Annotated in this window: 15 protein-coding genes; 8 read left to right on the top strand and 7 right to left on the bottom strand. The window is 74.9% G+C overall.

Annotation, left to right across the window (positions count from 1 at the left end):
- Positions 1 to 143 precede the first annotated feature (143 nt).
- Both J2S46_RS34280 and J2S46_RS34275 read left to right on the top strand, forming a co-directional pair.
- Entirely contained in the window at positions 144 to 1,382 is a 1,239-nt protein-coding gene (locus J2S46_RS34280) for a styrene monooxygenase/indole monooxygenase family protein (protein ID WP_191290246.1), read from the top strand.
- Between the two features lie 178 nt (positions 1,383 to 1,560).
- On the top strand, positions 1,561 to 5,418 hold the full coding sequence (locus J2S46_RS34275; RefSeq protein ID WP_191290245.1) for a S8 family serine peptidase: 3,858 nt from the start codon (positions 1,561 to 1,563) through the stop codon (positions 5,416 to 5,418).
- Between the two features lie 191 nt (positions 5,419 to 5,609).
- Here the strand turns inward: J2S46_RS34275 and J2S46_RS34270 are convergent, their stop codons facing one another.
- Both J2S46_RS34270 and J2S46_RS34265 read right to left on the bottom strand, forming a co-directional pair.
- Positions 5,610 to 7,178, bottom strand: a complete 1,569-nt coding sequence (locus J2S46_RS34270) for an MDR family MFS transporter (RefSeq protein WP_191290344.1) — start codon at positions 7,176 to 7,178, stop codon at positions 5,610 to 5,612.
- A gap of 86 nt (positions 7,179 to 7,264) precedes the next feature.
- Positions 7,265 to 7,774, bottom strand: coding sequence for a MarR family winged helix-turn-helix transcriptional regulator (locus J2S46_RS34265; protein WP_191290244.1), 510 nt, complete (start codon positions 7,772 to 7,774; stop codon positions 7,265 to 7,267).
- Positions 7,775 to 7,983: 209 nt separating this feature from the next.
- On the opposite strand from J2S46_RS34265, the gene J2S46_RS34260 reads away from it, so the two are divergent.
- Positions 7,984 to 8,943, top strand: a complete 960-nt coding sequence (locus J2S46_RS34260; RefSeq protein WP_191290243.1) for an SIS domain-containing protein — start codon at positions 7,984 to 7,986, stop codon at positions 8,941 to 8,943.
- A gap of 310 nt (positions 8,944 to 9,253) precedes the next feature.
- Here the strand turns inward: J2S46_RS34260 and J2S46_RS34255 are convergent, their stop codons facing one another.
- Together J2S46_RS34255 and J2S46_RS34250 are read right to left on the bottom strand one after the other, a co-directional pair.
- Entirely contained in the window at positions 9,254 to 10,126 is an 873-nt protein-coding gene (locus J2S46_RS34255) for an MBL fold metallo-hydrolase (RefSeq protein ID WP_191290242.1), read from the bottom strand.
- A 124-nt stretch (positions 10,127 to 10,250) separates the two neighbouring features.
- Entirely contained in the window at positions 10,251 to 10,721 is a 471-nt protein-coding gene (locus J2S46_RS34250; RefSeq protein WP_073921309.1) for a MarR family winged helix-turn-helix transcriptional regulator, read from the bottom strand.
- A 209-nt stretch (positions 10,722 to 10,930) separates the two neighbouring features.
- On the opposite strand from J2S46_RS34250, the gene J2S46_RS34245 reads away from it, so the two are divergent.
- The 4 genes from J2S46_RS34245 (at position 10,931) to J2S46_RS34230 (ending at position 16,347) form a co-directional block, all read left to right on the top strand.
- Positions 10,931 to 12,184 (top strand): MFS transporter, encoded by a 1,254-nt coding sequence (locus J2S46_RS34245; RefSeq protein ID WP_191290241.1) that lies wholly within the window; start codon positions 10,931 to 10,933, stop codon positions 12,182 to 12,184.
- 140 nt (positions 12,185 to 12,324) lie between these two features.
- Complete coding sequence (locus J2S46_RS34240) at positions 12,325 to 12,771, top strand: GlcG/HbpS family heme-binding protein (protein ID WP_191290240.1); 447 nt, start codon at positions 12,325 to 12,327, stop codon at positions 12,769 to 12,771.
- A gap of 211 nt (positions 12,772 to 12,982) precedes the next feature.
- A complete protein-coding gene (locus J2S46_RS34235; RefSeq protein WP_191290239.1) occupies positions 12,983 to 13,786 on the top strand; it encodes an ABC transporter ATP-binding protein in 804 nt (267 codons plus the stop codon).
- On the top strand, positions 13,783 to 16,347 hold the full coding sequence (locus J2S46_RS34230; RefSeq protein ID WP_191290238.1) for an ABC transporter permease: 2,565 nt from the start codon (positions 13,783 to 13,785) through the stop codon (positions 16,345 to 16,347). The genes J2S46_RS34235 and J2S46_RS34230 overlap by 4 nt, the downstream gene beginning before the upstream one ends.
- Before the next feature lie 149 nt (positions 16,348 to 16,496).
- Here the strand turns inward: J2S46_RS34230 and J2S46_RS34225 are convergent, their stop codons facing one another.
- Positions 16,497 to 17,198, bottom strand: coding sequence for an SDR family oxidoreductase (locus J2S46_RS34225; RefSeq protein ID WP_191290237.1), 702 nt, complete (start codon positions 17,196 to 17,198; stop codon positions 16,497 to 16,499).
- Between the two features lie 394 nt (positions 17,199 to 17,592).
- Entirely contained in the window at positions 17,593 to 18,441 is an 849-nt protein-coding gene (locus J2S46_RS34220; protein WP_191290236.1) for an alpha/beta fold hydrolase, read from the bottom strand.
- 102 nt (positions 18,442 to 18,543) lie between these two features.
- On the opposite strand from J2S46_RS34220, the gene J2S46_RS34215 reads away from it, so the two are divergent.
- Entirely contained in the window at positions 18,544 to 19,098 is a 555-nt protein-coding gene (locus J2S46_RS34215) for a MarR family transcriptional regulator (protein ID WP_229912741.1), read from the top strand.
- Positions 19,099 to 19,109: 11 nt separating this feature from the next.
- Here the strand turns inward: J2S46_RS34215 and J2S46_RS34210 are convergent, their stop codons facing one another.
- Entirely contained in the window at positions 19,110 to 19,739 is a 630-nt protein-coding gene (locus J2S46_RS34210; RefSeq protein ID WP_191290235.1) for a class I SAM-dependent methyltransferase, read from the bottom strand.
- Positions 19,740 to 19,849: the final 110 nt, after the last annotated feature.

Genomic DNA, 19,849 nt, shown 5'->3' with positions numbered 1-19,849 from the left:
CGGGCGGCACTCCGCCACCGCGTCACCCGGAGCACCCTTCGGGCACCCCTCAGGCACACCCCGGGCCGGCCGGGCCCCGGCCTCGGCCGGCCCGGTCCGGGAGCGGGCACGACCACCGTTCGCAATCGAGAAAGCAGACAGCGATGCGCAGAATACTGATCGTCGGAGCCGGCCAGGCCGGGCTCCAGCTCGCGCTGGGGCTCCAGTCCAACGGCTACGACGTCACCGTGATGACCAACCGCACGGCGGACGAGGTCCGCGACGGCCGGGTGATGTCCACCCAGTGCATGTTCGACACCGCGCTCCAGCACGAGCGGGACCTCGGCCTCAACTTCTGGGAGCAGGAGGCCCCGCGGATCGAGGGCCTCGGCGTCTCGGTGACCGGCCCCGAGTCGGCCCGGGTGATCGACTGGGTGGGCCGGCTGGACGGCTACGCCCAGTCCGTCGACCAGCGGGTCAAGATGTCCGGCTGGCTGGAGACCTTCGCCGAGCGCGGCGGTCAGGTCGTGGTGCACGGCGTCGCCGTCTCCGACCTGGACTACTTCGCCCGGACGTACGACCTGGTGCTGGTCGCGGCCGGCAAGGGCGAACTGGTCTCGATGTTCGGGCGGGACGCCTCCCGATCCCCGTACGAGACGCCGCAGCGCGCCCTGGCCGTCAGCTACGTGCACGGCCTCGGTCCGCGCCCGGAGCACGACTTCAAGGCGGTGCGCTGCAACCTGGTGCCCGGCGTCGGCGAACTGTTCATCATGCCGACCCTGACCACCTCGGGCCCCGGCGACATCCTGTTCTGGGAGGGCATCCCCGGCGGGCCGATCGACGTCTTCGGCGACGTCAAGGACCCGGCCGAGCACCTGCGGCTCACCCTGGACCTGATGAAGACCTTCACCCCGTGGGAGTACGACCGCACCCGGGCCGGCGTCGAACTCACCGACGCGGGCGGCACGCTGGCCGGCCGGTACGCCCCGGTGGTCCGGAACCCGGTCGGCGAGCTGCCGGGCGGCGGCCTGGTGCTCGGCGTGGCCGACGTGGTGGTCGCCAACGACCCGATCACCGGCCAGGGTTCGAACAACGCGGCCAAGTGCGCGGCGGTCTACCTGGAGGCCGTCCTGGAGCACGGCGAGAAGCCGTTCGACCGGGAGTTCATGCAGGCCGCGTTCGACCGCTACTGGGACGCCGCGCAGCACGTCACCAAGTGGACCAACGCGATGCTCGCCCCGCCGCCGGAGCACGTGCTGAACCTGATCGGCGCGGCCGGCCAGCTGCCGCCGGTGGCGGACCGCTTCGCCAACGGCTTCGACAACGCGGCCGACTTCGAGCACTGGTTCTACGAGCCGGAGAAGGCCGCCGCCTACCTCGGCTCGGTGGCCCCGCAGGGCTGAGCCGCGCCCGCACCGGCACACCGTGGCCCCGGTCCCCGCCCGCGCGCGGGGGCCGGGGCCGGCTCATGACCGCCTCCGGCTCCTGATCGCGGGCCCGGCCGGGCGGTTAACCGCCCAGGCGGGTTCCCGCCTCCCGCAGGCGATGCCCTGAGCACTCGTCAGCCTGTAAATCATGTGCATGACCCAGATACGAGGACGGGTCCCCCTGCTGGCCGGCGCCACCGCGCTGCTGCTCGGCACCGGGATCCTGCTGCCCCCGACCTCCGCGTACGCCGCGCCGGGTGCCACCGCGCCCACCGCCGCGGCGCTGTCCAGCACCTACGACCTCACCCTGGTCACCGGTGACGTCGTGCACTACACCGACGGCCCCGGCAGCCAGGACACCGTGACCGTGGACCGCCCCGACGGTGCCAGGGGCGGGGTGCACGTCCAGCAGTCCGGCGGCGACATCCACGTCCTGCCGGACGAGGCGCAGCCGTTGCTCGCCGCCGGCAAGCTGGACCAGCGGCTCTTCGACATCACCGCGCTGGTGCGGATGGGCTACGACGACGCGCGCTCCGGCGGGCTGCCGCTGATCGCCACGTACGGCAGGCCGGCCCTGGCCGCCCGTTCGCTGCCGCCCGCGCCGGCCGGCAGCACCGTGGTGCGGCAGTTGCCGAGCATCGGCGGCGCGGCGCTCAAGGCGCGCAGCACGCAGGCCCGGGCGTTCTGGAACGACCTGGCTCCGAAGCCCGCCGCGCGGTCGCTGAACGAGGCCAAGGGCATCGAGAAGCTCTGGCTGGACGGCCGGGTCGAGGCCAGCCTCAAGGAGTCGGTGCCGCAGGTCAACGCGCCGCAGGCGTGGGCCGCCGGCTTCGACGGCTCGGGCCGCAAGGTGGCCGTGCTGGACACCGGGGTCGACAGCACCCACCCGGACGTCAAGGACCGGATCGCCGGCGAGCGGAGCTTCGTACCGGGGCAGGCGGTGACCGACGGGAACGGCCACGGCACCCATGTCGCCTCCACCGTCGCGGGCAGCGGCGCGGCCTCGGCGGGCGCCTACAAGGGCGTGGCGCCCGGCGCGAGCCTGCTGATCGGCAAGGTGCTCTCGGACGAGGGCTCCGGGCAGGACTCCTGGATCATCGCGGGCATGGAGTGGGCCAAGGCGCAGGGCGCCGACGTGGTCAGCATGAGCCTCGGCTCGTCGGTCCCCGACGACGGCACCGACCCGATGGCGCAGGCCGTGGACGCGCTGTCGGCGGACGGCGGGCCGCTGTACGTGATCGCGGCCGGCAACGCGTACGGCGCCGGGACGATCGGCGCCCCCGGTTCGGCGGCCGCCGCGCTGACCGTCGCGGCCGTCGACAAGCAGGACGGCCGGGCCGACTTCTCCAGCATGGGCCCGCTGAGCGGCTCGTACGGGCTCAAGCCGGACCTCTCCGCGCCCGGGGTGGACATCACCGCCGCCCGCTCGCAGGCGCTGGCCACGGGCAGCGGCATGTACCAGACCATGTCGGGCACCTCGATGGCCACGCCGCACGTGGCGGGCGCCGCCGCGATCCTCAAGCAGCGTCACCCCGAATGGTCCGGGCAGCAGCTCAAGGAAGCCCTGATGAGTTCCTCCAGGGTGCTGCCGGGCTTCACTCCGTACGAGCAGGGCACCGGCCGGCTCGACGTGCTCGCCGCCGTCAACTCGACTGTGGAGGCGACCGGTTCGGTGGAGGCCGCGGTCTACCGCTGGCCGACCGCCGGCGCCGCGCCGGTCACCCGTACGGTCGGCTACCGCAACACGGGCCCGGCCGCGGTCACCCTGAACCTGGCCACGGACACCGCCGACGCCGCCTACTCCCTCTCGGCGCGGACGGTCACCGTGCCGGCCGGCGGCACGGCGGACGTGACGCTCACCCTGGACCCGGCGGGCGTCCCGAGCGCCACCACCTTCTCCGGGCAGGTGCTCGCCACCGACCCGGCCTCCGGCGCGGTGGTCGCGCACACCGGCTTCGCCCTCCAGAAGGAGCGCGAACTCTACGACTACACCGTGAAGTTGACCGGACGGGACGGCAAGCCCGCGGCCGGCGTGGTGGTGCTCGCCGAGAAGGACGACCCGAACATGTCGCCGATCGCGGTGGACGGGGAGCGCACCCTGCGCCTGCCGCCCGGCACCTACGCCACCTGGGCCGCGCTGGACGTCAGCGGCGATCAGCCCGACTCGCTGGGCATGGCCGTCCTGATCGACCCCGAGACGGTGCTCACGGGGCCGGCCACCGTCCGGCTGGACGCGAGCAAGGCCCGCAAGGTCAGCACGGCGGTCCCGCAACGAACCCAACAGCGCCAGCTGCGCTGGGACTTCGCCCGCACCTTCGACAACGGCAACGTACTGCGCGACGCCTACGTGATGCCGCCCGCCTACGACACCCTGTACGCGAGCCCGACCGAGAAGGTCACCGACGGCAGCTTCAGCTACCTGACCCGCTGGCGCCTCGGCGAACCCGCCGTCGACCTGCGCACCGCCGGCAAGGGCCGGCAGCCGCAGCAGCCCGAGCCGGAGCAGCAGGCACAGCAGGGAGGACAAGGAGAGCAGGGAGGCGAGGCGGGGCAGGAGCAGTCGGACGGCCACGGCGGCCAGGGCGGCCAGGGCGGCCAGGGGCCGGAGGCCACCGCGCAGGCCGGTGCCACCGTCACCGACGGCTCGGCCGAACTGCGCGCGGTGTACGCCGGGCAGGGTGCGGCGGCCGACTACGCGGGCCTGGACGTGCGCGGCAAGGCGGTCGTCGTCCGGCGCGCCGACGCCGTCCCGCCCGCCCGGCGGGCCGCCAACGCCCTGGCGGCGGGCGCCGAGCTGCTGGTCGTCGTCAACGACGGCCCCGGCCGGCTGATGGAGTACTACGCCGACGAGCAGGGCACCGCCACCCCGCTCACCGTGGTCTCCGTGATGCGCGACGCCGGCGCGGGGCTGATCGCCTCCGCCCAGCACGGCCGGTTCGACCTGGACGTGACCCGGCGCAAGGACACCCGCTACCTGTACGACCTGCTCGACCAGCACGACGGCGCCGTCCCGGACCGCCCGCTCGCCTACACCCCGGACCCGAAGCGCGACCTGGCCAAGGTCGAGGCCACCTACAACGGGTTCCGCACGGTACCCGGCGGCGGCTACCGCTACGACATCCCGGCCTGGGGCCCGGGCATCGGCTTCGCCGAGAAGGAGACCTACCCCAGCACCCGCACCGAGTGGGTCTCCGAGCAGCGCGGCAGCGGCTTCTGGTACGAGGACCACGCGGTCTACAGCCCCGGCTACGAGACGGAGTTGGCCGAGATGCGGGGCGGCAGGGACACCTACCGCCCCGGGCGGACCTATCGCACCGACTGGTTCGGCGGCATCCAGCGCCCGCGCCTGGGCACCGGCTACTGGGGGCCCACCCGCAGCATCTACGACGACATCCAGTTCAACGTCAGCATGTGGACGGACAACGGCGCCGGCCACTCCGGCTCGATGCCCGACGACGAGTACGACACCACCTCCTACGCCCTCTACCGGGGCGACACCCTGGTGAAGTCCGGTGCCGGGCGCGCGGGTTACGGCTGGGAGCAGCCCGCCGAGGAGCAGCCGTACCGGCTGGTCCTGGATTCCCGCCGGGACGCCGGGGCCTGGAAGACGTCGACCCGGACGCACACCGAGTGGGGCTTCCGCTCCGGCCGGATCCCGCAGGACGGGCCGTTCCAGCAGGACATCAAGCTGCTGCAGCTCGACTACGACGTCGCCACGGACACCGCCGGCGACGTCAAGGCCGGCGGCTCCACCCGGATCGGGCTCGCGGCCGCCACCCAGGAGTGGCTGGACGGCGTGACCAGGGCCTCCTCGGCCACCCTGTCGGTCTCCTTCGACGACGGTGCGACCTGGAGCGCCGCCAAGCTCAAGCGCGACGGCGCGGGCGTCTGGACGGCCGACGTCAAGCTGCCGAGGACGCCGGGCGGGTTCGTCTCGCTGCGGGCCACCGCCTCGGACGGCAAGGGCGGCTCGGTGAGCCAGGAGATCATCCGGGCCTTCGGCCTGCGCTGACCGCCGGCCCCGGCGCCGGGGAAAACGCCCGGGGGAAACAGGCCGGGGGAAACAGGCCGGGCCGGACCGCTTCACGCGGTCCGGCCCGGCTTCGCCGTGCGCACCGATGCCCTGGGTGCGCCCGGCCGGCGGCCCGGCCCCGTCCCTTGAGCCGCGGGGCCGCCGAGCTTGTGGAGTCGCCGCGGCCCTCCTCAGCCGGCCACGGCGGCGGGCTCGCCGACGGAGCCGGCGGCGGGCTGCTCGGTCGCGGAGCCGGGGGCGGACCCGGCCTTGGGGGCCGCGCCGCCGCGCAGCGGGGTCTCCTTGACGAAGAGGATCGCGATCAGGGCCACCAGCGCGATCGGCGCCGCGATCAGGAAAACACCGCCGGTGGCGTGCCCGTAGGCACCCTCGATCACGTGCGCGATCGGTGCGGGCAGGGTGCGGACGTCGGGCAGCGAGCCGTCGCCGCCGGCCGAGGTGACGCCGATCCCGGTCAGGCCCTCGGCGGTGTAGGTCTTCACGCGGGCCGCGAGCACGGCACCGAGCGCGGAGACGCCGATGGTGCCGCCGAGCGTCCGGAAGAAGGCCACCACCGAGCTGGCCGCGCCCAGTTCGTGCATCGGCACGGTGTTCTGGACGGCCAGGACGAGGTTCTGCATGGTCATCCCGAGGCCGCAGCCGACCAGGAACATGTAGCCGGAGAGCAGCACCAGGGAGGTGTCCACCCGGACGGTCGACATCAGCGCGAAGCCGATGGTCAGCAGGACACCGCCGGTGACCAGGTAGCGCTTCCAGCGGCCGGAGGAGGTGATCAGCCGGCCGACGATCGTCGAGGAGAGGGTCAGGCCGAGGATCATCGGCAGCGACATCAGACCCGACATCGTCGGCGACTTGCCGCGGCTGATCTGGAAGTACTGGCTGAGGAACACCGTCGCGCCGAACATCGCGGTGCCGACGGCGAGACTGGCGACCACCGACAGGCTCACGGTGCGGTTGCGGAACAGGTGCATCGGGATGATCGGCTCGGCGGTGCGCAGCTCGACCACCACGAAGAGCGCCGCCAGCAGCAGGGCGCCGGCCACCATCACGGCGGTCTGCCAGGACCCCCAGGCGAAGCTGTCGCCGGCCAGCGAGACCCAGACCAGCAGCAGGCTGACCGCCGCGCTGACCAGCACGGCGCCCGGGTAGTCCACCCTCACCGTGCGCCGGACCACCGGCAGCTTGAGAGTGCGCTGCAGCACGATCAGGGCCAGCACCGCGAACGGGACGCCGACGTAGAAGCACCAGCGCCAGCCGAGCCAGGAGGTGTCCACCACGACACCGCCGAGCAGCGGGCCGCCGATGGTGCCGACCGCCATCACCGCGCCGAGGTAGCCGTTGTACTTGCCCCGCTCGCGCGGCGGGATCATGGTCGCCAGGATGACCTGGGCCAGCGCGGTGAGTCCGCCGGCCCCGAGGCCCTGCACCACCCGGCAGGCGATGAGCATCCCGGTGTTCTGCGAGAGCCCGGCCAGGGCGGAGCCGGCGATGTACACCAGCAGCGAGATCTGGATCAGCAGCTTCTTGCTGGTGAGGTCGGCGAGCTTGCCCCAGATCGGGGTGGAGACGGTGGTGGCCAGCAGGGTCGAGGTGACCACCCAGGTGTACGCGGACTGGCTGCCGTGCAGGTCGGAGACGATCCGTGGCAGGGCGTTGGACACCACGGTGCTGGACAGGATCGCCACGAACAGGCCGAGCAGGAGCCCGGAGAGGGCCTCCATGATCTGCCGGTGCGTCATGGGCTCCGCCGGCTTCGCGGTCCCGGTCGGGCCCGCGGGTGACCCGTTGGATTGCTGGTGCGACACGTCATGACTCCTTGGTCCCGTCACGGTCGGGCGGGTGCGGCGGGCGGTACGGGTACGGCGGGCGGTGAGGATGCTGTGGTTGCGGCGGGTGCTGCCGCTGTGGCTGCGGCGGGCAGGAACCCGTGCGCCAGGTCCTGGTGGAGCCGGTTCAGGAGTGCGGCGAGGGTCCGGAGGTCCGCGCGGTCCCAGGCCTCGGTGGAGCGCGCCAGCCGGTGGGTGCTCTCCACCCGGGTCCGGGCCAGCAGGTCGAGACCGGCCTCGGTGGGGCTGACCAGGCAGGACCGGCCGTCGGCGGGGTTGGGACGGCGGTTGGCGAGGCCGTCCTGCTCCAGGTGGGCCAGCTGGCGGCTGACCGCCGACAGGTCGACCTGGAGGTGTTCGGCGAGCTCCACCACGCGCAGCTCACCGTGCCGGGTGAGCGCCGCGAGCATGGCCGTCCTCGCCCTGAGCTGGACCGGCTGATGCCGCCGCAGCTCCATGACCGCGGCCAGGCTGTCCAGGACGGAGGCGAGCACCTGCTCGTCGTTCACGTGACCCTCCTTTTGGTTGCCTGAGGCAACCATAGACCTTAGTTGCCTCAGGCAACCAAACGCGCGACCAGTGTTCTGCCTCACAGTCGAAGGACCCTCGGGCGACCACGCCCGCACATCGCCATCCGATCTTGCGTATACATGCTCGAAACTGCTATCAAATGATCACTACGAATCACACGCTGTTCCGAGCCTTCCAGGAGCGCCCCATGTCGAGCCCGACGCCCTCCCCCGTCTCCCGCACGGCGATCGAGATCGACACCCAGCCGGACTGCTGGCGCCGCGCCGCGGCCCTCGTCCCGGCCGCCGCGGCCGCCCTGCCGAACCGGGGCGAGCGGGTGGCGGTCGTCGGCTGCGGCACCTCCTGGTTCATGGCCCAGGCGTACGCGGCACTGCGCGAGCAGGGCGGGCACGGGCTGACCGATGCCTTCGCCGCCTCGGAGTTCCCGCACGGGCGCAGCTACGACCGGGTGGTCGCCCTCACCCGCTCCGGCACCACCACCGAGGTGCTCGACCTGCTCGCCCGGCTCGACCCCGCGATCCCGTCCACCGCCCTCACCGCCGACCCGGCCACCCCGGTGATGAAGCTGGCGGGCGCCACCGTCGTACTCGAGTTCGCCGACGAGGAGTCGGTCGTCCAGACCCGCTTCGCCACCACCGCGCTCGCCCTGCTCCGGGCCCACCTGGAGAGCGAGGACGCGCTGCCGGCCGGCGTCGTCAGCGTCGCGCGGGCCGCCGAGGACGCCGAACGCGCCCTGGCCGAGGAGCTCCCCGCCGGCACCGTGACGGCCGGCCAGATCTCCTTCCTCGGCGCCGGGTGGACGTACGGGCTGGCGCAGGAGGCCGCGCTGAAGATGCGGGAGGCCGCCGGCTCCTGGACCGAGTCCTACCCGGCGATGGAGTACCGGCACGGCCCGATCGCGATCACCGGCCCCGGCCGCGCGGTCTGGATGCTCGGCGCCCTGCCGGACGGCCTCGCCGACGACATCGCCCGGGTCGGCGGCCTGCTGGTCGACGGCTCCGGCGCGCAGGACGCCGCGCTGGACCCGATGGCCGACCTGGTCCGGGTGCACCGGCTCGCCGTCGCCGCCGCCGAGGCGGCCGGCCGCAACCCCGACCGCCCGCTCAACCTGACCCGCTCGGTGGTCCTCGGCGGGCAGCCCGGCTGAGCCCGCCCGGGCCCCGCCCCTCCACCGCCCGCCGACGCCGCACCGCCGGGTGCCCCGACCGCCCGGCCGGCGGCCGCCCCACCTCGTCAGGAGTACGCCGACCCGCCGCGCAGCGGGCCGCTCCGACGCGGTACTGGGTCACCGGCCCCTGCGCCGGCCCCGCCCGTTCGCCCTGCCGACCCCGCCCGTTCGCCCTGCCGGCCCGCACGCCGCAGCCACGCCGACGTAGGCCGGACACGGCCGGACACGGCCGGAGGCAGGACGGAGAGGCCGGACGCAGGTAGGCGCCGCCGGTGACCGTCGGCGGCGGTCAGTCGAGCGCAACCAGGCGGAAGGCGTCCCCGTCCCGGCGGACCAGGCCGCCGGTGGGCTCGGGGAAGTGGCTGCCGAGCAGCAGCGTGTCGGTGCCGGCGAGATCCTCCAGCAGGCCGGTCCTGGTCCGGACGGCGGCGGCCGGGTCGATGTCGACGCAGCTGCACAGATCCGGGTGCGCCAGCTGGACGGGGTGGTGCACGCAGTCCCCGGTGATGACGGCGCTCCGGCCCCGACTGTTGAGCACCACCGCGATCTGCCCCGGGGTGTGCCCGGGGGTGGGCACCAGGGTGAGGCCGGGGAGGATCTCGGTGCCGCCCGGCGGCACGTCGACCAGGTCGAGCAGGCCGTGCGCGCGGACCGGCTCGACCGAGTCGTCCAGCATCTGACGGCGGGCCGGCTCGATGTCGGCCGCCGCCCAGTACTCGTCCTCCGCGCGGGCGGTGAGGTAGCGGGCCCGGGGGAAGGTCGGCCGCCAACTGCCGTCCGGCGCGGCGGTGGTGTTCCATCCCACGTGGTCGGCGTGCAGATGGGTGAGGATCACCCGGTCCACCCCGGCGGGGGTGAATCCGACGGCGGCGAGCCGCTCCAGGTACGGCGTGTCGAGCCGGTGCCAGGCGGGATTGGCCCTGGTCTTGCCGTTGCCGACACCGGTGTCCACGAGCACCCGCATCCCCGCGACCTCCAACGCGAAGCTGTGCAAGGCGAGGCGGATCACGTGGTCCGGGCCGGCGAACGCCGGTGCCAGCCAGTCGCTCCCGGCGACCACGTCCGGGGTGGCGCCGGGGAGCAGCCAGGGACCGGTCTCGGCGGGCAGGGTGATCTCGTCCACGCGGTGGACGGTGATGTCGCCGATCTGCCAGCGGGACATGCGGGAGACTCCTCGGTACGGGAGGGACTGGGGTTTTCCGGGGCCGAGGTCCCGGCCGGGGCAGGCCGGGGCCGGACCGGGCGCGCCCCGGAGGACGCCCGGCCGGCGGAGGGATCCGGGCGGGTCAGCCGCGCACGCCGGCCGGGACACCGCCCGAGCGGACGGCCTCCACCAGGGCGGACAGTTCGGGCACCTCGGCGGCCTCCGCCAGGGCCTCGCGCAGCGCGGTGTCGTTGGTGGGGCGGGCCTCGGCGAGCAGGGCCCGGCCGCTGTCGCTGACCTCCGTGTAGATGCCGCGCCGGTCGGTGGGGCAGAGGTAGCGGGAGAGCAGCCCGCGGTCCTCCAGACGGGTCACCAGCCGGGTGGTGGCGCTCTGGCTGAGCACGACGGCGTCCGCGACCTGCTTCATCTGCAGGTGGCCGCCGGGGCCGTCGTGCTGCCGCCCGAGCACGTCGAGCAGCGAGAACTCCCTGGCACTGAGGCCGTGTTCGGCCTGCAGTGCCTTCTCGACCCGGGCCTCGATCCGGCCGTGCAGCAGCGACAGCGCGCACCAGCCCTGGGCTAGGGCGGTGAGTGCGGGGTCCGTGGCGGTCATGTCCGGCTTCCTCCTCCGTGCGACTCCTCCCCCGGCCGGTGCGACTGGTCCCGCGGATGTCCGCGCGGCCGTGCGCCCGACGAGGTCCGAGCTGTGCGCTCCCCAGGATAGGACACTCGCACAATAGCCCGCGTTTGCAATTATCCCGCGCCTGCAATTATTGTTGGCGCTCGTAAGGCACGGAAGCAAACATCTGGAAGGTGCACCCCATGCCTCTCGCACTACTGGCCCTGGCCATCGGGGCCTTCGGTATCGGGACCACCGAATTCGTGATCATGGGCCTGCTGCCCGAGGTCGCCGGAGACTTCGGCGTCTCCATCCCCACCGCCGGCTGGCTGGTCACCGGCTACGCCCTCGGCGTGCTGGTCGGCGCCCCGCTGATGACCGCCCTCGGAACCCGGGTGTCCCGCAAGCGGATGCTGATGCTGCTGATGGGCCTGTTCATCGCCGGCAACCTGCTCTCCGCCGTGGCCCCCGTCTTCGGAGTGATGATCGCCGGACGGCTGGTCGCCTCGCTCGCCCACGGCGCGTTCTTCGGCATCGGCGCAGTCGTCGCGGCCGACCTGGTCGCCCCGTCCAAGAAGGCCGGCGCCATCGCCCTGATGTTCACCGGCCTCACCGTCGCCAACGTGGTCGGCGTCCCGCTCGGCACCTGGATCGGCCAGGCGGCCGGCTGGCGGACCACCTTCTTCGTGGTGGCCGCGCTCGGCGTGGTCGGCCTGGCCGGCATCGCCCGTCTGGTGCCCGAGATCCCCAAGCCGCAGGGCGTCCGGCTGCGCCACGAGCTGGCCGCGTTCCGCAACGTCCAGGTCCTGCTCGCGATGGGGATGACCGTCCTCGGCTTCGGCGGGGTCTTCGCCGCCATCACCTACATCTCCCCGATGATGACCGAGGTGGCCGGCTTCGCCGACTCCTCCGTCACCTGGCTGCTGGTCCTCTTCGGTCTCGGCATGGTCGGCGGCAACCTGCTCGGCGGCAAGCTCGCCGACCGCGCCCTGATGCCGCTGCTGTACGTCACGCTGGGCTCGCTCGCCCTGGTGCTGGCCCTGTTCACCGTCACCGCCCACAACAGGTTCGCGGCCGCCGCCACCGTCACGCTGATCGGCGCGCTCGGCTTCGCGGCCGTCCCCCCGCTGCAGAAGCGGGTGCTCGACCAGGCCTCCGGTGCCCCCACCCTGGCCTCCGCCGTCAACATCGGTGCCTTCAACCTCGGCAACGCACTCGCCGCCCTGATCGGCGGCATGGTGATCTCGGCCGGCTTCGGCTGGACCGCCCCCAACTGGGTCGGCGCCGCACTGGCGGCCTCCGCCCTGCTGCTGGCCCTGCTCTCCGGCGCCCTGGAGCGCCGCGGCACCGCCGCGCACCCCGTGTCCGACCACCCCACGGCCGACGATCCCACGGTCGGCCACCCCGCGGCCGAGCACCGCGGCGGCGCCGAGGCCGCGCCCGCGCTGCACCGCTGAGCCGCACGGCCACCCACCCAAAGCCAACCACCCACAGCCAGCCAACCACCCACAGCCAACCACCCCGCAGCCACCCATCTCAGGCGTACGACACCCCGTCCGTACGGCACCCGTCCATTCACGCAAGGAACATCAGCACCATGAGCACCGCAACCACCGTCACCCCGCTGACCACCCAGGACGCCGAGGCACTCGTCGCGGCCGCCCGCACCGCCGCCGAGTCGGCCGGTGTCACCGTCAGCATCACCGTCCTCGACGCCGGCGGTCACCTGCTGGCCTTCCGCCGCGACGACCGGGCCGTCCTGATCTCCGGCGAGACCAGCACCCGCAAGGCCTGGACCGCCCTCCAGCTGAACACCCCGACCGCCGACCTGGTCGACGCCGTCCAGCCCGGCGGGCTCTTCCACACCCTGCCCACCGCCCTCGACCGGCCGCTGCTCTTCATCGCCGGCGGCATCCCGCTGCACCGCGACGGCCGCCTGATCGGCGCCCTCGGCGTCGGCGGCGGCGCACCGGCGCAGGACCACGCCTTCGCCTGTGCGGCGGCCGCCGCCGTGCTCGACGCGGCCCCGGCGCAGCGGACCTGACGGTCCGTACGGCCCCGTCCGTACGGCGCTGCCCCCTCCCCCGTGCGCGGGCGAGGGGGCACCGCCGTGCCGGCGCAGCGCCCGGGGGAGCCTCCCCGAGCGGCGGACCGGGGGTAATCCCCACCCCCCGGACGCCGGTGACCTCCATGGCCCGGGACGGCCGCGCTTCCTACCGTTGATCTTGTCAACGACCAGCGGAGAGAGGCACACCATGGCACCCCGGCACGAGCGCCCGAGCACCGAGGCGCGGCACGCCCCGCACCCCGCGGTGGAACTGCGGTCGGTGCGGCGCAGCTACGGCCGCGGCGACCGCGCCGTGCACGCTCTGCGCGGCATCGACCTGGCCCTGGCCCGCGGCAGCTTCACCGCCGTGATGGGGCCCTCCGGTTCCGGCAAGAGCACCTTCCTGCAGTGCGCGGCCGGGCTGGACCGGCCCACCTCCGGCGAGGTGCTGCTCGGCGGCGAGGAGATCACCCGGCTCAGCGAGAACCGGCTGACGCGGCTGCGCCGCAGCCGGATCGGCTTCGTCTTCCAGTCCTTCAACCTGCTGCCCTCGCTCACCGTCCAGCAGAACGTGCTGCTCCCGCAGCGCCTCGCCGGCGAGCGTCAGGACCGCGGCCGGGCAAGGCAGTTGCTCGCCCAGGTCGGCCTCGCCGAGCACGCCGGCCGGCGGCCCGGCCAGCTCTCCGGCGGCCAGCAGCAGCGGGTGGCGATCGCCCGGGCGCTGATCACCGGCCCCGAGGTGCTCTTCGCCGACGAGCCGACCGGCGCCCTGGACACCCGCACCGCCGCCGAGGTGCTCGCCCTGCTGCGGCAGGCCGTGGACAGCATGGGCGCGACCGTCGTGATGGTCACCCACGACCCGCTCGCCGCCTCGCACGCCGACCGGGTGCTCTTCCTCGCCGACGGCGCCCTCGCCGACGAGATCGTCCGCCCGGACCCGCAGAGCGTCGCGGAACGGATGATCACCCTCACCGCACGGTCCGCCGGCCACCGCACGGAGGCGGCGGCATGACGAACGGCCTCGCCCGCGCCTCGGTACGGTTCCGCCCGGCGTCCTTCGTCGGCAGCCTGGTCGCGCTGCTGCTCGGCGCCGCGATCATCACCGCCTGCGGCACGCTGCTGCAGACCGGCCTCACCGCCCGCCTCGCGCCCGTGCGCCACGCCGGTACGCCGGTGCTGGTCGCCGCCGACCCGCAGGCCGGTGTCACCGTCGGCCGCGGCGAGGACCGCGAGACCGTCCGCACCGCGCTGCCGGAACGGGCCCGGGTCGACACCGCGCTCGCGGCGGAGATCGCCGCCCGGCCCGGCGTGGCAGCCGCCGTGCCGGACATCGCCTTCCCCCTGCAGGAGGTTCGCACCGGGCACCCCGACAGGGACGCCGCGCTGCCGCCGCTCACCGGGCGGGGTTACGCGGCCACCGCCATCACCGGCGGGGACGCGCCCGTCCTCGCCGCGGGCCGGGCGCCCGGCGCCGGCGAGATCGCCCTGGACGCGGCCACCGCCCGGGCCGCCCGGCTGGCCCCCGGGGACCGCCTCACCCTCGCCGCGCCCGGTGGCAACGGCGGCTACCGGATCTCCGGGCTGACCGCCGAAGCGGCCGGTGCCGCCACCGCCTGGTTCGCCGACGCCACCGCCGGGGAGCTGTCCGGCCACCCGGGCAGGGCCGACGCCATCGCCGTCCGGCCGCGCCCGGGGGTCGACACCCAGGCCCTGGCGGGGCAGGTCCGCCAGGCCGTCGGCGACCGTGCCCAGGTGCTCACCGGCGACGACCGAGGCACGGTCGAGCAGCCCGGACTGGTCCAGGCCCGGGAGCTGCTGAGCGGACTGGGCGGCTCCTTCGGCGGCACCGCCGCGCTGACCGCCGTCTTCGTGGTGATGGGCACCGTCGCACTGGCCACCGGCCAGCGGGCCCGCGAGTTCGCGCTGCTCCGCGCGATCGGCGCCACCCCCCGGCAGATCCGCCGGACCATCGCCGCCGAGGCGATGTTGCTCGCCCCCGTCGCCGCCGGCCTCGGCATCCTGCCCGGACTCGCCCTGGCCCACTGGTGGTTCGGGCAACTGGTGGAACGCGGCGCGGTACCGCGCGGGATCCGGCTGGACGTCGGCCCGCTGCCGATGGCCGCGGCCGTGCTCGTCAGCCTGCTGTCCGCGCTCACCGCCGGGTACGTCGCCGCCCGCCGGCCGTCGAAGCTCCGCCCGAGCCAGGCGCTCGGCGAAGCGGCGGTGGAGCGGGCCCGGCCCGGGATCGTCCGGACCGGCCTCGGCCTGCTCACCCTGGCCGGCGGCATCACCCTGGCGGCGCTGGCAGCCGGTCAGGCCGGGACGAACGCCGCCAACCTGGCGCTCGGCGTGGTGATGTGCCTGCTCACCTCGGTCGCACTGCTCGGCCCGACGGTCGCCAGGATCGCCGCAACGGCGCTCGGCCTGCCGCTGCGGTCCGGCGGCGCGGGCGCGGCCGGCTCGCTGGCCGCCGACAACACCCGGGCCAACGCCCGCCGGCTGGCCTCCGCGATCACCCCGATCGCCATGGTCACCGCCTTCTGCGGCACCCTGCTGTTCATGCAGAGCACCGTCGCGCACGTCTCCGCCGAACACGTCCGGGCCGGGATCGTCGCCGATCACGTGCTCGGCTCCACCGGCGCGGGCCTGCCGCCCGGGGCCGCCGCCCGGGCCGCCGAAGTCCCGGGCGCCGGAACCGCGATCGGCCTGCTGCGCACCAGCGCCCTCTACGAGACCGGCGACTCGCTCGCCACCGCGACCGCGCTCGGCGTCTCCGGCGATCCGGCGCAGCTGCCACGGGTGCTCGATCTCGGCGTCGAGCAGGGCTCGTTGGCCGACCTGGCGAAGTCCCCGGACACCGTCGCGATGGACGGCACGCTGGCCGGCACGCTCGGTGTGCGGGTCGGCGAGCGCGTCCCGCTCCGGCTGGGTGACGGCGCCGAGGTCACCCCGACCGTCGTCGCCACCTACGGACGCGGCCTGGGGCTGGGGCAGTTGCTGCTGCCGCGGGCAGCGGTCGCGGCGCACGTGAGCAACGCCTTCGACAGTCAGGTGCTGGTCGCGGACGCACCCGGCGCCGACCGCGCGGCGGTCACGGCCGGGCTGGCGGCGCTCGACCCCTCGGCGGTGACGGTGACCGACGCGGCCGGCTACACCGCCCAGGCCGACCGGGAGATGGAGCTCAGCTCCTGGGCCAACACGGTGATGGCGGGCGTGCTCGGCGGCTTCGCGGCCGTCGCCGCCGCCAACACCCTGGTGATGACCGTCCTCGACCGGCGCCGCGAGGTGGGGCTGCTGCGGCTGGCCGGCACCACCCGCCGCCAGATCCGGGACATGATGCGCTGGGAGGCGCTGCTGGTGGCGGCCGCCGGGCTGCTGGTCGGCGGGGCGATCGCCTGGATCACACTCGTCCCGATCGCCCGCGGCATCACCGGCGCCGCCCCCTACGTCCCGGCGGGCACCGCCCTGCCGCTGGCGGCCGGTGCGGTGGCCCTCGCCCTGGCGGCCACCGGGCTGCCGGCCCGGGCATTGCTCAGGGTCCGGCCGATCGAGGCGGGCGCCGGGCGCCAATGACGCTGCGGCGCACGTGAGTCCGGTCCGACCGGACGGGCGGATCGGGCGCGGGGCTCCGGTCCGACCGGCCGGTAGCGCCGGATCCGGCGGGCCGCCCCGCACCCGGGGGCGGCCCGCCGGCGTTCCCGGCGACGGGCCGCCGGGGCCGCTCAGACCGGCTGGCCGATCGGCCGGATGATCACGTTGTTGACGTCGACGCCGGGCGGCTGCCCGATCGCCCAGACGATCGAGCCGGCGATCTGGTCGGCCGTCAGCAGCAGCCCCTCGGGCAGCCCGCCCATCCCGTCCCAGAACGGGGTCTCCACCCGGCCCGGGGCGATCAGCGTGACGCCCACTCCGTCGGCGGTGACCATCCGCCGGGTGTTCTCGGCCAGGCCGGTCACCGCCCACTTGGTGGCCCCGTAGATGTTGCCGGGGGTGTGCACGAAGCCGGCGACGCTGCCGACCAGGACGATCCGTCCCCGGCTCGCCCGGAGCTCGGACAGCGCGGCTCGGATCAGCAGGGCCGGCCCGAGCACGTTGGTGAGCACCATCTCGCGCCAGCCCGCCGGGTCGCCGTCGGCGAGGGTGTCGTGGGTGGCGACGCCGGCGTTGGCCACCACGGCGTCCACCCGCCCGAACGCCGCTACGGTGGCCTCCACCCACGCCTCCACGGCGGTGTGGTCGGCGGCGTCCCCCGCGAGCGTCAACAGTTCGGCCGGGCGGCCCAGCTCCGCGGCGAAGCGCTCCAGCCGGCCCTCGTCGCGCCCGGTGACGGTCACCCGGTGGCCGAGGTCCAGCAGCTGCCGGGCGGTGGCCGCCCCGATGCCGCTGCCGCCGCCGGTGATCAGTGTGACGGGTGAGTCGGTCATCCGTACCCCCTTGAGTCCTGCGGCCACGGCCGGACGGCGACGCGCGGGCAGCCGTCGGGCGGCTGTCCGGCAGCCGTCGGCGTGGCCGCTGTCGTGGGACGGATTCCACCACTTGGAGTGCTCTCCAAGTCAACGGCCGTGCGGCCGGCTTCAACCGTTCGGCTCCTGGTGACGGACTCCGGGAGCCGGCGACGGGAGCCGGCGACGGAGGCGGGCCACGGGGAGGTGGGCGACGGGGGCGGGCCACGGGGAGGTGGGCGACGGGGGCGGGCCACGGGGAGGTGGGCGACGGGGGCGGGCCACGGGGAGGTGGGCGACGGGGGCGGGCCACGGCCGTTCGGCCCGACCCCGGGCCACCGGTCGGGCCCGTACGCCGGTGCCGAACGGCCCGGTCTCACGGCCGGTCGAGGAAGTCCGCGATCCGGCGGTTCAGTTCCGGCGCCCCGATGGAGGGGATGCCGTGGTGGGTGAGGCCGCCGAGCACCGCCGTTGCGACGTCCGGCAGGAGGCGCCGTGCCGCCGCCTCGACCCGCCTGCTGTCGTGCGCCCGGCTGCCCCCGGCCAGCAGAACCAGGGCCGGCACGGTCGAGGCCCGCAGCCGCTCCGCCGACGGCCGCCGCCCCACCACCACCCGGGCGCGGGGCAGTTCGGCGCCGAGGCCGTACAACTCAAGCCATCGCCGGTCGAGTTCGGCGCCGCCGGTCTCCCAGGCGAGGAAGGACCGGGCCCGCCGGGCGGAGGGCCGCAGCAGCATCGGCAGGGCGCGCAGCAGGTACCCGGGGCGGAAACCGGCGAAGCAGTTGGTGGGATCGAGGAGTACCAGCCGGCGGACCCGCTCCGGCGCCCGCAGGGCGTACTCGAGCGCGATCCAGCCGCCGTAGGAGTGCCCGCAGAGGTCGGTACGGCCGAGGCCGAGCGCGTCGAGGACGCCGTCCAGCCAGTCGAGCAGCTCCTCGGCCGTGCGGATCGGCCGTTCCCCGGCCACGCTGAGGCCCGGCTCGCCGATCCGGTCGACGGCGTGCACACGCCTGGTCCGGCTCAGCTCCGCCACGTTGGCGAACCACACCGTCGCGGTGGTGCCGCCGCCGTTCAGCAGCACCAGCGGCTCACCGTCCTCGGGGCCGCAGACCAGCACCCGGGTGGTGCCGTGGGCCGAGCCGAGGTCCTGTCGCTCGACGGGTACCGGCCACCCGTCGAGGACCGCGTCGTAGGCCGTACGGAAGCGGGTCGGGCCGTCGGGCATGGAACACCCCCAGAATCAGGTTCCCCAGCGAGTATCTCGTCGAGCGAGATACTATGCACCACGGACCCGCTGGGGGAAGCACCCGCGACGGAAGGCGAGAACGTGACGGACGAGGCCGAGCCCGACCTGCGACTGGTGCACCAGCTCCGCGCTCTGACCATCGAACTGAACCTGCTCGGAGGCGAGTTCGCGCAGCGCAACGGCCTGCACCCGACCGACCTGCGGGCCCTGGTCTGCCTGCTGGACGCCGCCCGGGCGGGCAGCCCCGCGACCCCCGGGCTGGTCGGGGCGCAGCTCGGCCTGAACTCGGCCGGCACCACCGCCCTGCTCGACCGGCTGGAGCGGCTCGGCCACGTCCGGCGGGTCCGCGACACCCGCGACCGGCGGCGGGTGCTGCTGGAGGTGGAGGACCGCGCGGTCGCCCTCGGACAGGCCTTCTTCGGGCCTCTGATCAGCGGGATCGTCGCTGCCGGCCAGGACTGCAGCGAGCCGGAGCTCGCGGCGATCCGCCGCTTCCTCGGCGCCGTGCAGGGGATCGTCGCCGAGCAGCGCGCGGGCACCCCGGCACAGCCCCCGGGCACGCCGTCACCGGCGGACCCGACCGCGGCCCGGCCCGGACCGGCGCCGGCCGCCCGACCGGTGCGCCGGCGCCCTTGAAGGCCGCCGGCTCAGACCGCCGGCCGCTCCCGCTCCAGCCGGACCAGGGTGTCGATCGCCTCGGCCCGGCGCCCCTCGGCCGTCACCGCCGGCCGGCGCACCTCCTCCGCCCGGACGGTGCACAGCCCGTGGCCGGCCAGGTCGGCGAGGATGTCCGGCGGCCCGTAGAGCACCCCGGCGTCCCGCGGCCCGCCGACCCCGTCGGTGAGGTTGGCGCCGGCGTGACCGACCACCAGCAGCGTGCCGCCGGGCGCCAGGGCGCGGGCGGCATGCGCCAGCACCACCCGCCGCTGATCGGCCGGCAGGTGCAGGTACACCACCAGCACCAGCTGGTACCCGCCCGGCTCGGGTTCGTGGCGGAGCACGTCGGCGTGGACCCACTCCAGCCGCCCGGCCACCTCGGCCGGTCCGGCGGCGGCCAGACGGCGGCCGCGCTCCACCGCGATCTCCGAGAAGTCGACGGCCGTCACCCGCCACCCGCGCCCGGCGAGCCAGATGCTGTTGCGCCCCTCGCCCGCCGCGAGGTCCAGCGCCCGCCCGGCGGGCAGCGCGGAGGTCTCGCGGACCACCCACCGGTTGGGCTCGGTGCCCCAGACGAGTTCGGTGGCGCCGTACCGCGCGTCCCAGTCGTGGCTGTCCATCGGGATCCTCCTCGCTCCGCCCGGCGGGCCGCTCCCCGGACCGGCACCGGGCGGCCCTCCCGGCAGCGTAGTGCGCCGGCCGCCCCGGGCGGGCGAACGCGGCGGGACGG

Source organism: Kitasatospora herbaricolor, assembly GCF_030813695.1.
Classification (GTDB): Bacteria; Actinomycetota; Actinomycetes; order Streptomycetales; family Streptomycetaceae; genus Kitasatospora; species Kitasatospora herbaricolor.
Note: the sequence above shows the minus strand (reverse complement) of the source record. Positions and strands in the feature narration are given on the sequence as shown.

Excerpts from the sequence above, each read along its gene's own strand:
- J2S46_RS34240 (WP_191290240.1), top strand. The coding sequence starts at position 12,325 with ATGAGCACCGCAACCACCGTCACCCCGCTGACCACCCAGGACGCCGAG.
- J2S46_RS34225 (WP_191290237.1), bottom strand. The coding sequence starts at position 17,198 with ATGACCGACTCACCCGTCACACTGATCACCGGCGGCGGCAGCGGCATC.
- J2S46_RS34245 (WP_191290241.1), top strand. The coding sequence starts at position 10,931 with ATGCCTCTCGCACTACTGGCCCTGGCCATCGGGGCCTTCGGTATCGGG.
- J2S46_RS34250 (WP_073921309.1), bottom strand. The coding sequence starts at position 10,721 with ATGACCGCCACGGACCCCGCACTCACCGCCCTAGCCCAGGGCTGGTGC.
- J2S46_RS34230 (WP_191290238.1), top strand. The coding sequence starts at position 13,783 with ATGACGAACGGCCTCGCCCGCGCCTCGGTACGGTTCCGCCCGGCGTCC.
- J2S46_RS34280 (WP_191290246.1), top strand. The coding sequence starts at position 144 with ATGCGCAGAATACTGATCGTCGGAGCCGGCCAGGCCGGGCTCCAGCTC.
- J2S46_RS34275 (WP_191290245.1), top strand. The coding sequence starts at position 1,561 with ATGACCCAGATACGAGGACGGGTCCCCCTGCTGGCCGGCGCCACCGCG.
- J2S46_RS34255 (WP_191290242.1), bottom strand. The coding sequence starts at position 10,126 with ATGTCCCGCTGGCAGATCGGCGACATCACCGTCCACCGCGTGGACGAG.
- J2S46_RS34270 (WP_191290344.1), bottom strand. The coding sequence starts at position 7,178 with ATGACGCACCGGCAGATCATGGAGGCCCTCTCCGGGCTCCTGCTCGGC.
- J2S46_RS34210 (WP_191290235.1), bottom strand. The coding sequence starts at position 19,739 with ATGGACAGCCACGACTGGGACGCGCGGTACGGCGCCACCGAACTCGTC.
- J2S46_RS34220 (WP_191290236.1), bottom strand. The coding sequence starts at position 18,441 with ATGCCCGACGGCCCGACCCGCTTCCGTACGGCCTACGACGCGGTCCTC.
- J2S46_RS34260 (WP_191290243.1), top strand. The coding sequence starts at position 7,984 with ATGTCGAGCCCGACGCCCTCCCCCGTCTCCCGCACGGCGATCGAGATC.
- J2S46_RS34235 (WP_191290239.1), top strand. The coding sequence starts at position 12,983 with ATGGCACCCCGGCACGAGCGCCCGAGCACCGAGGCGCGGCACGCCCCG.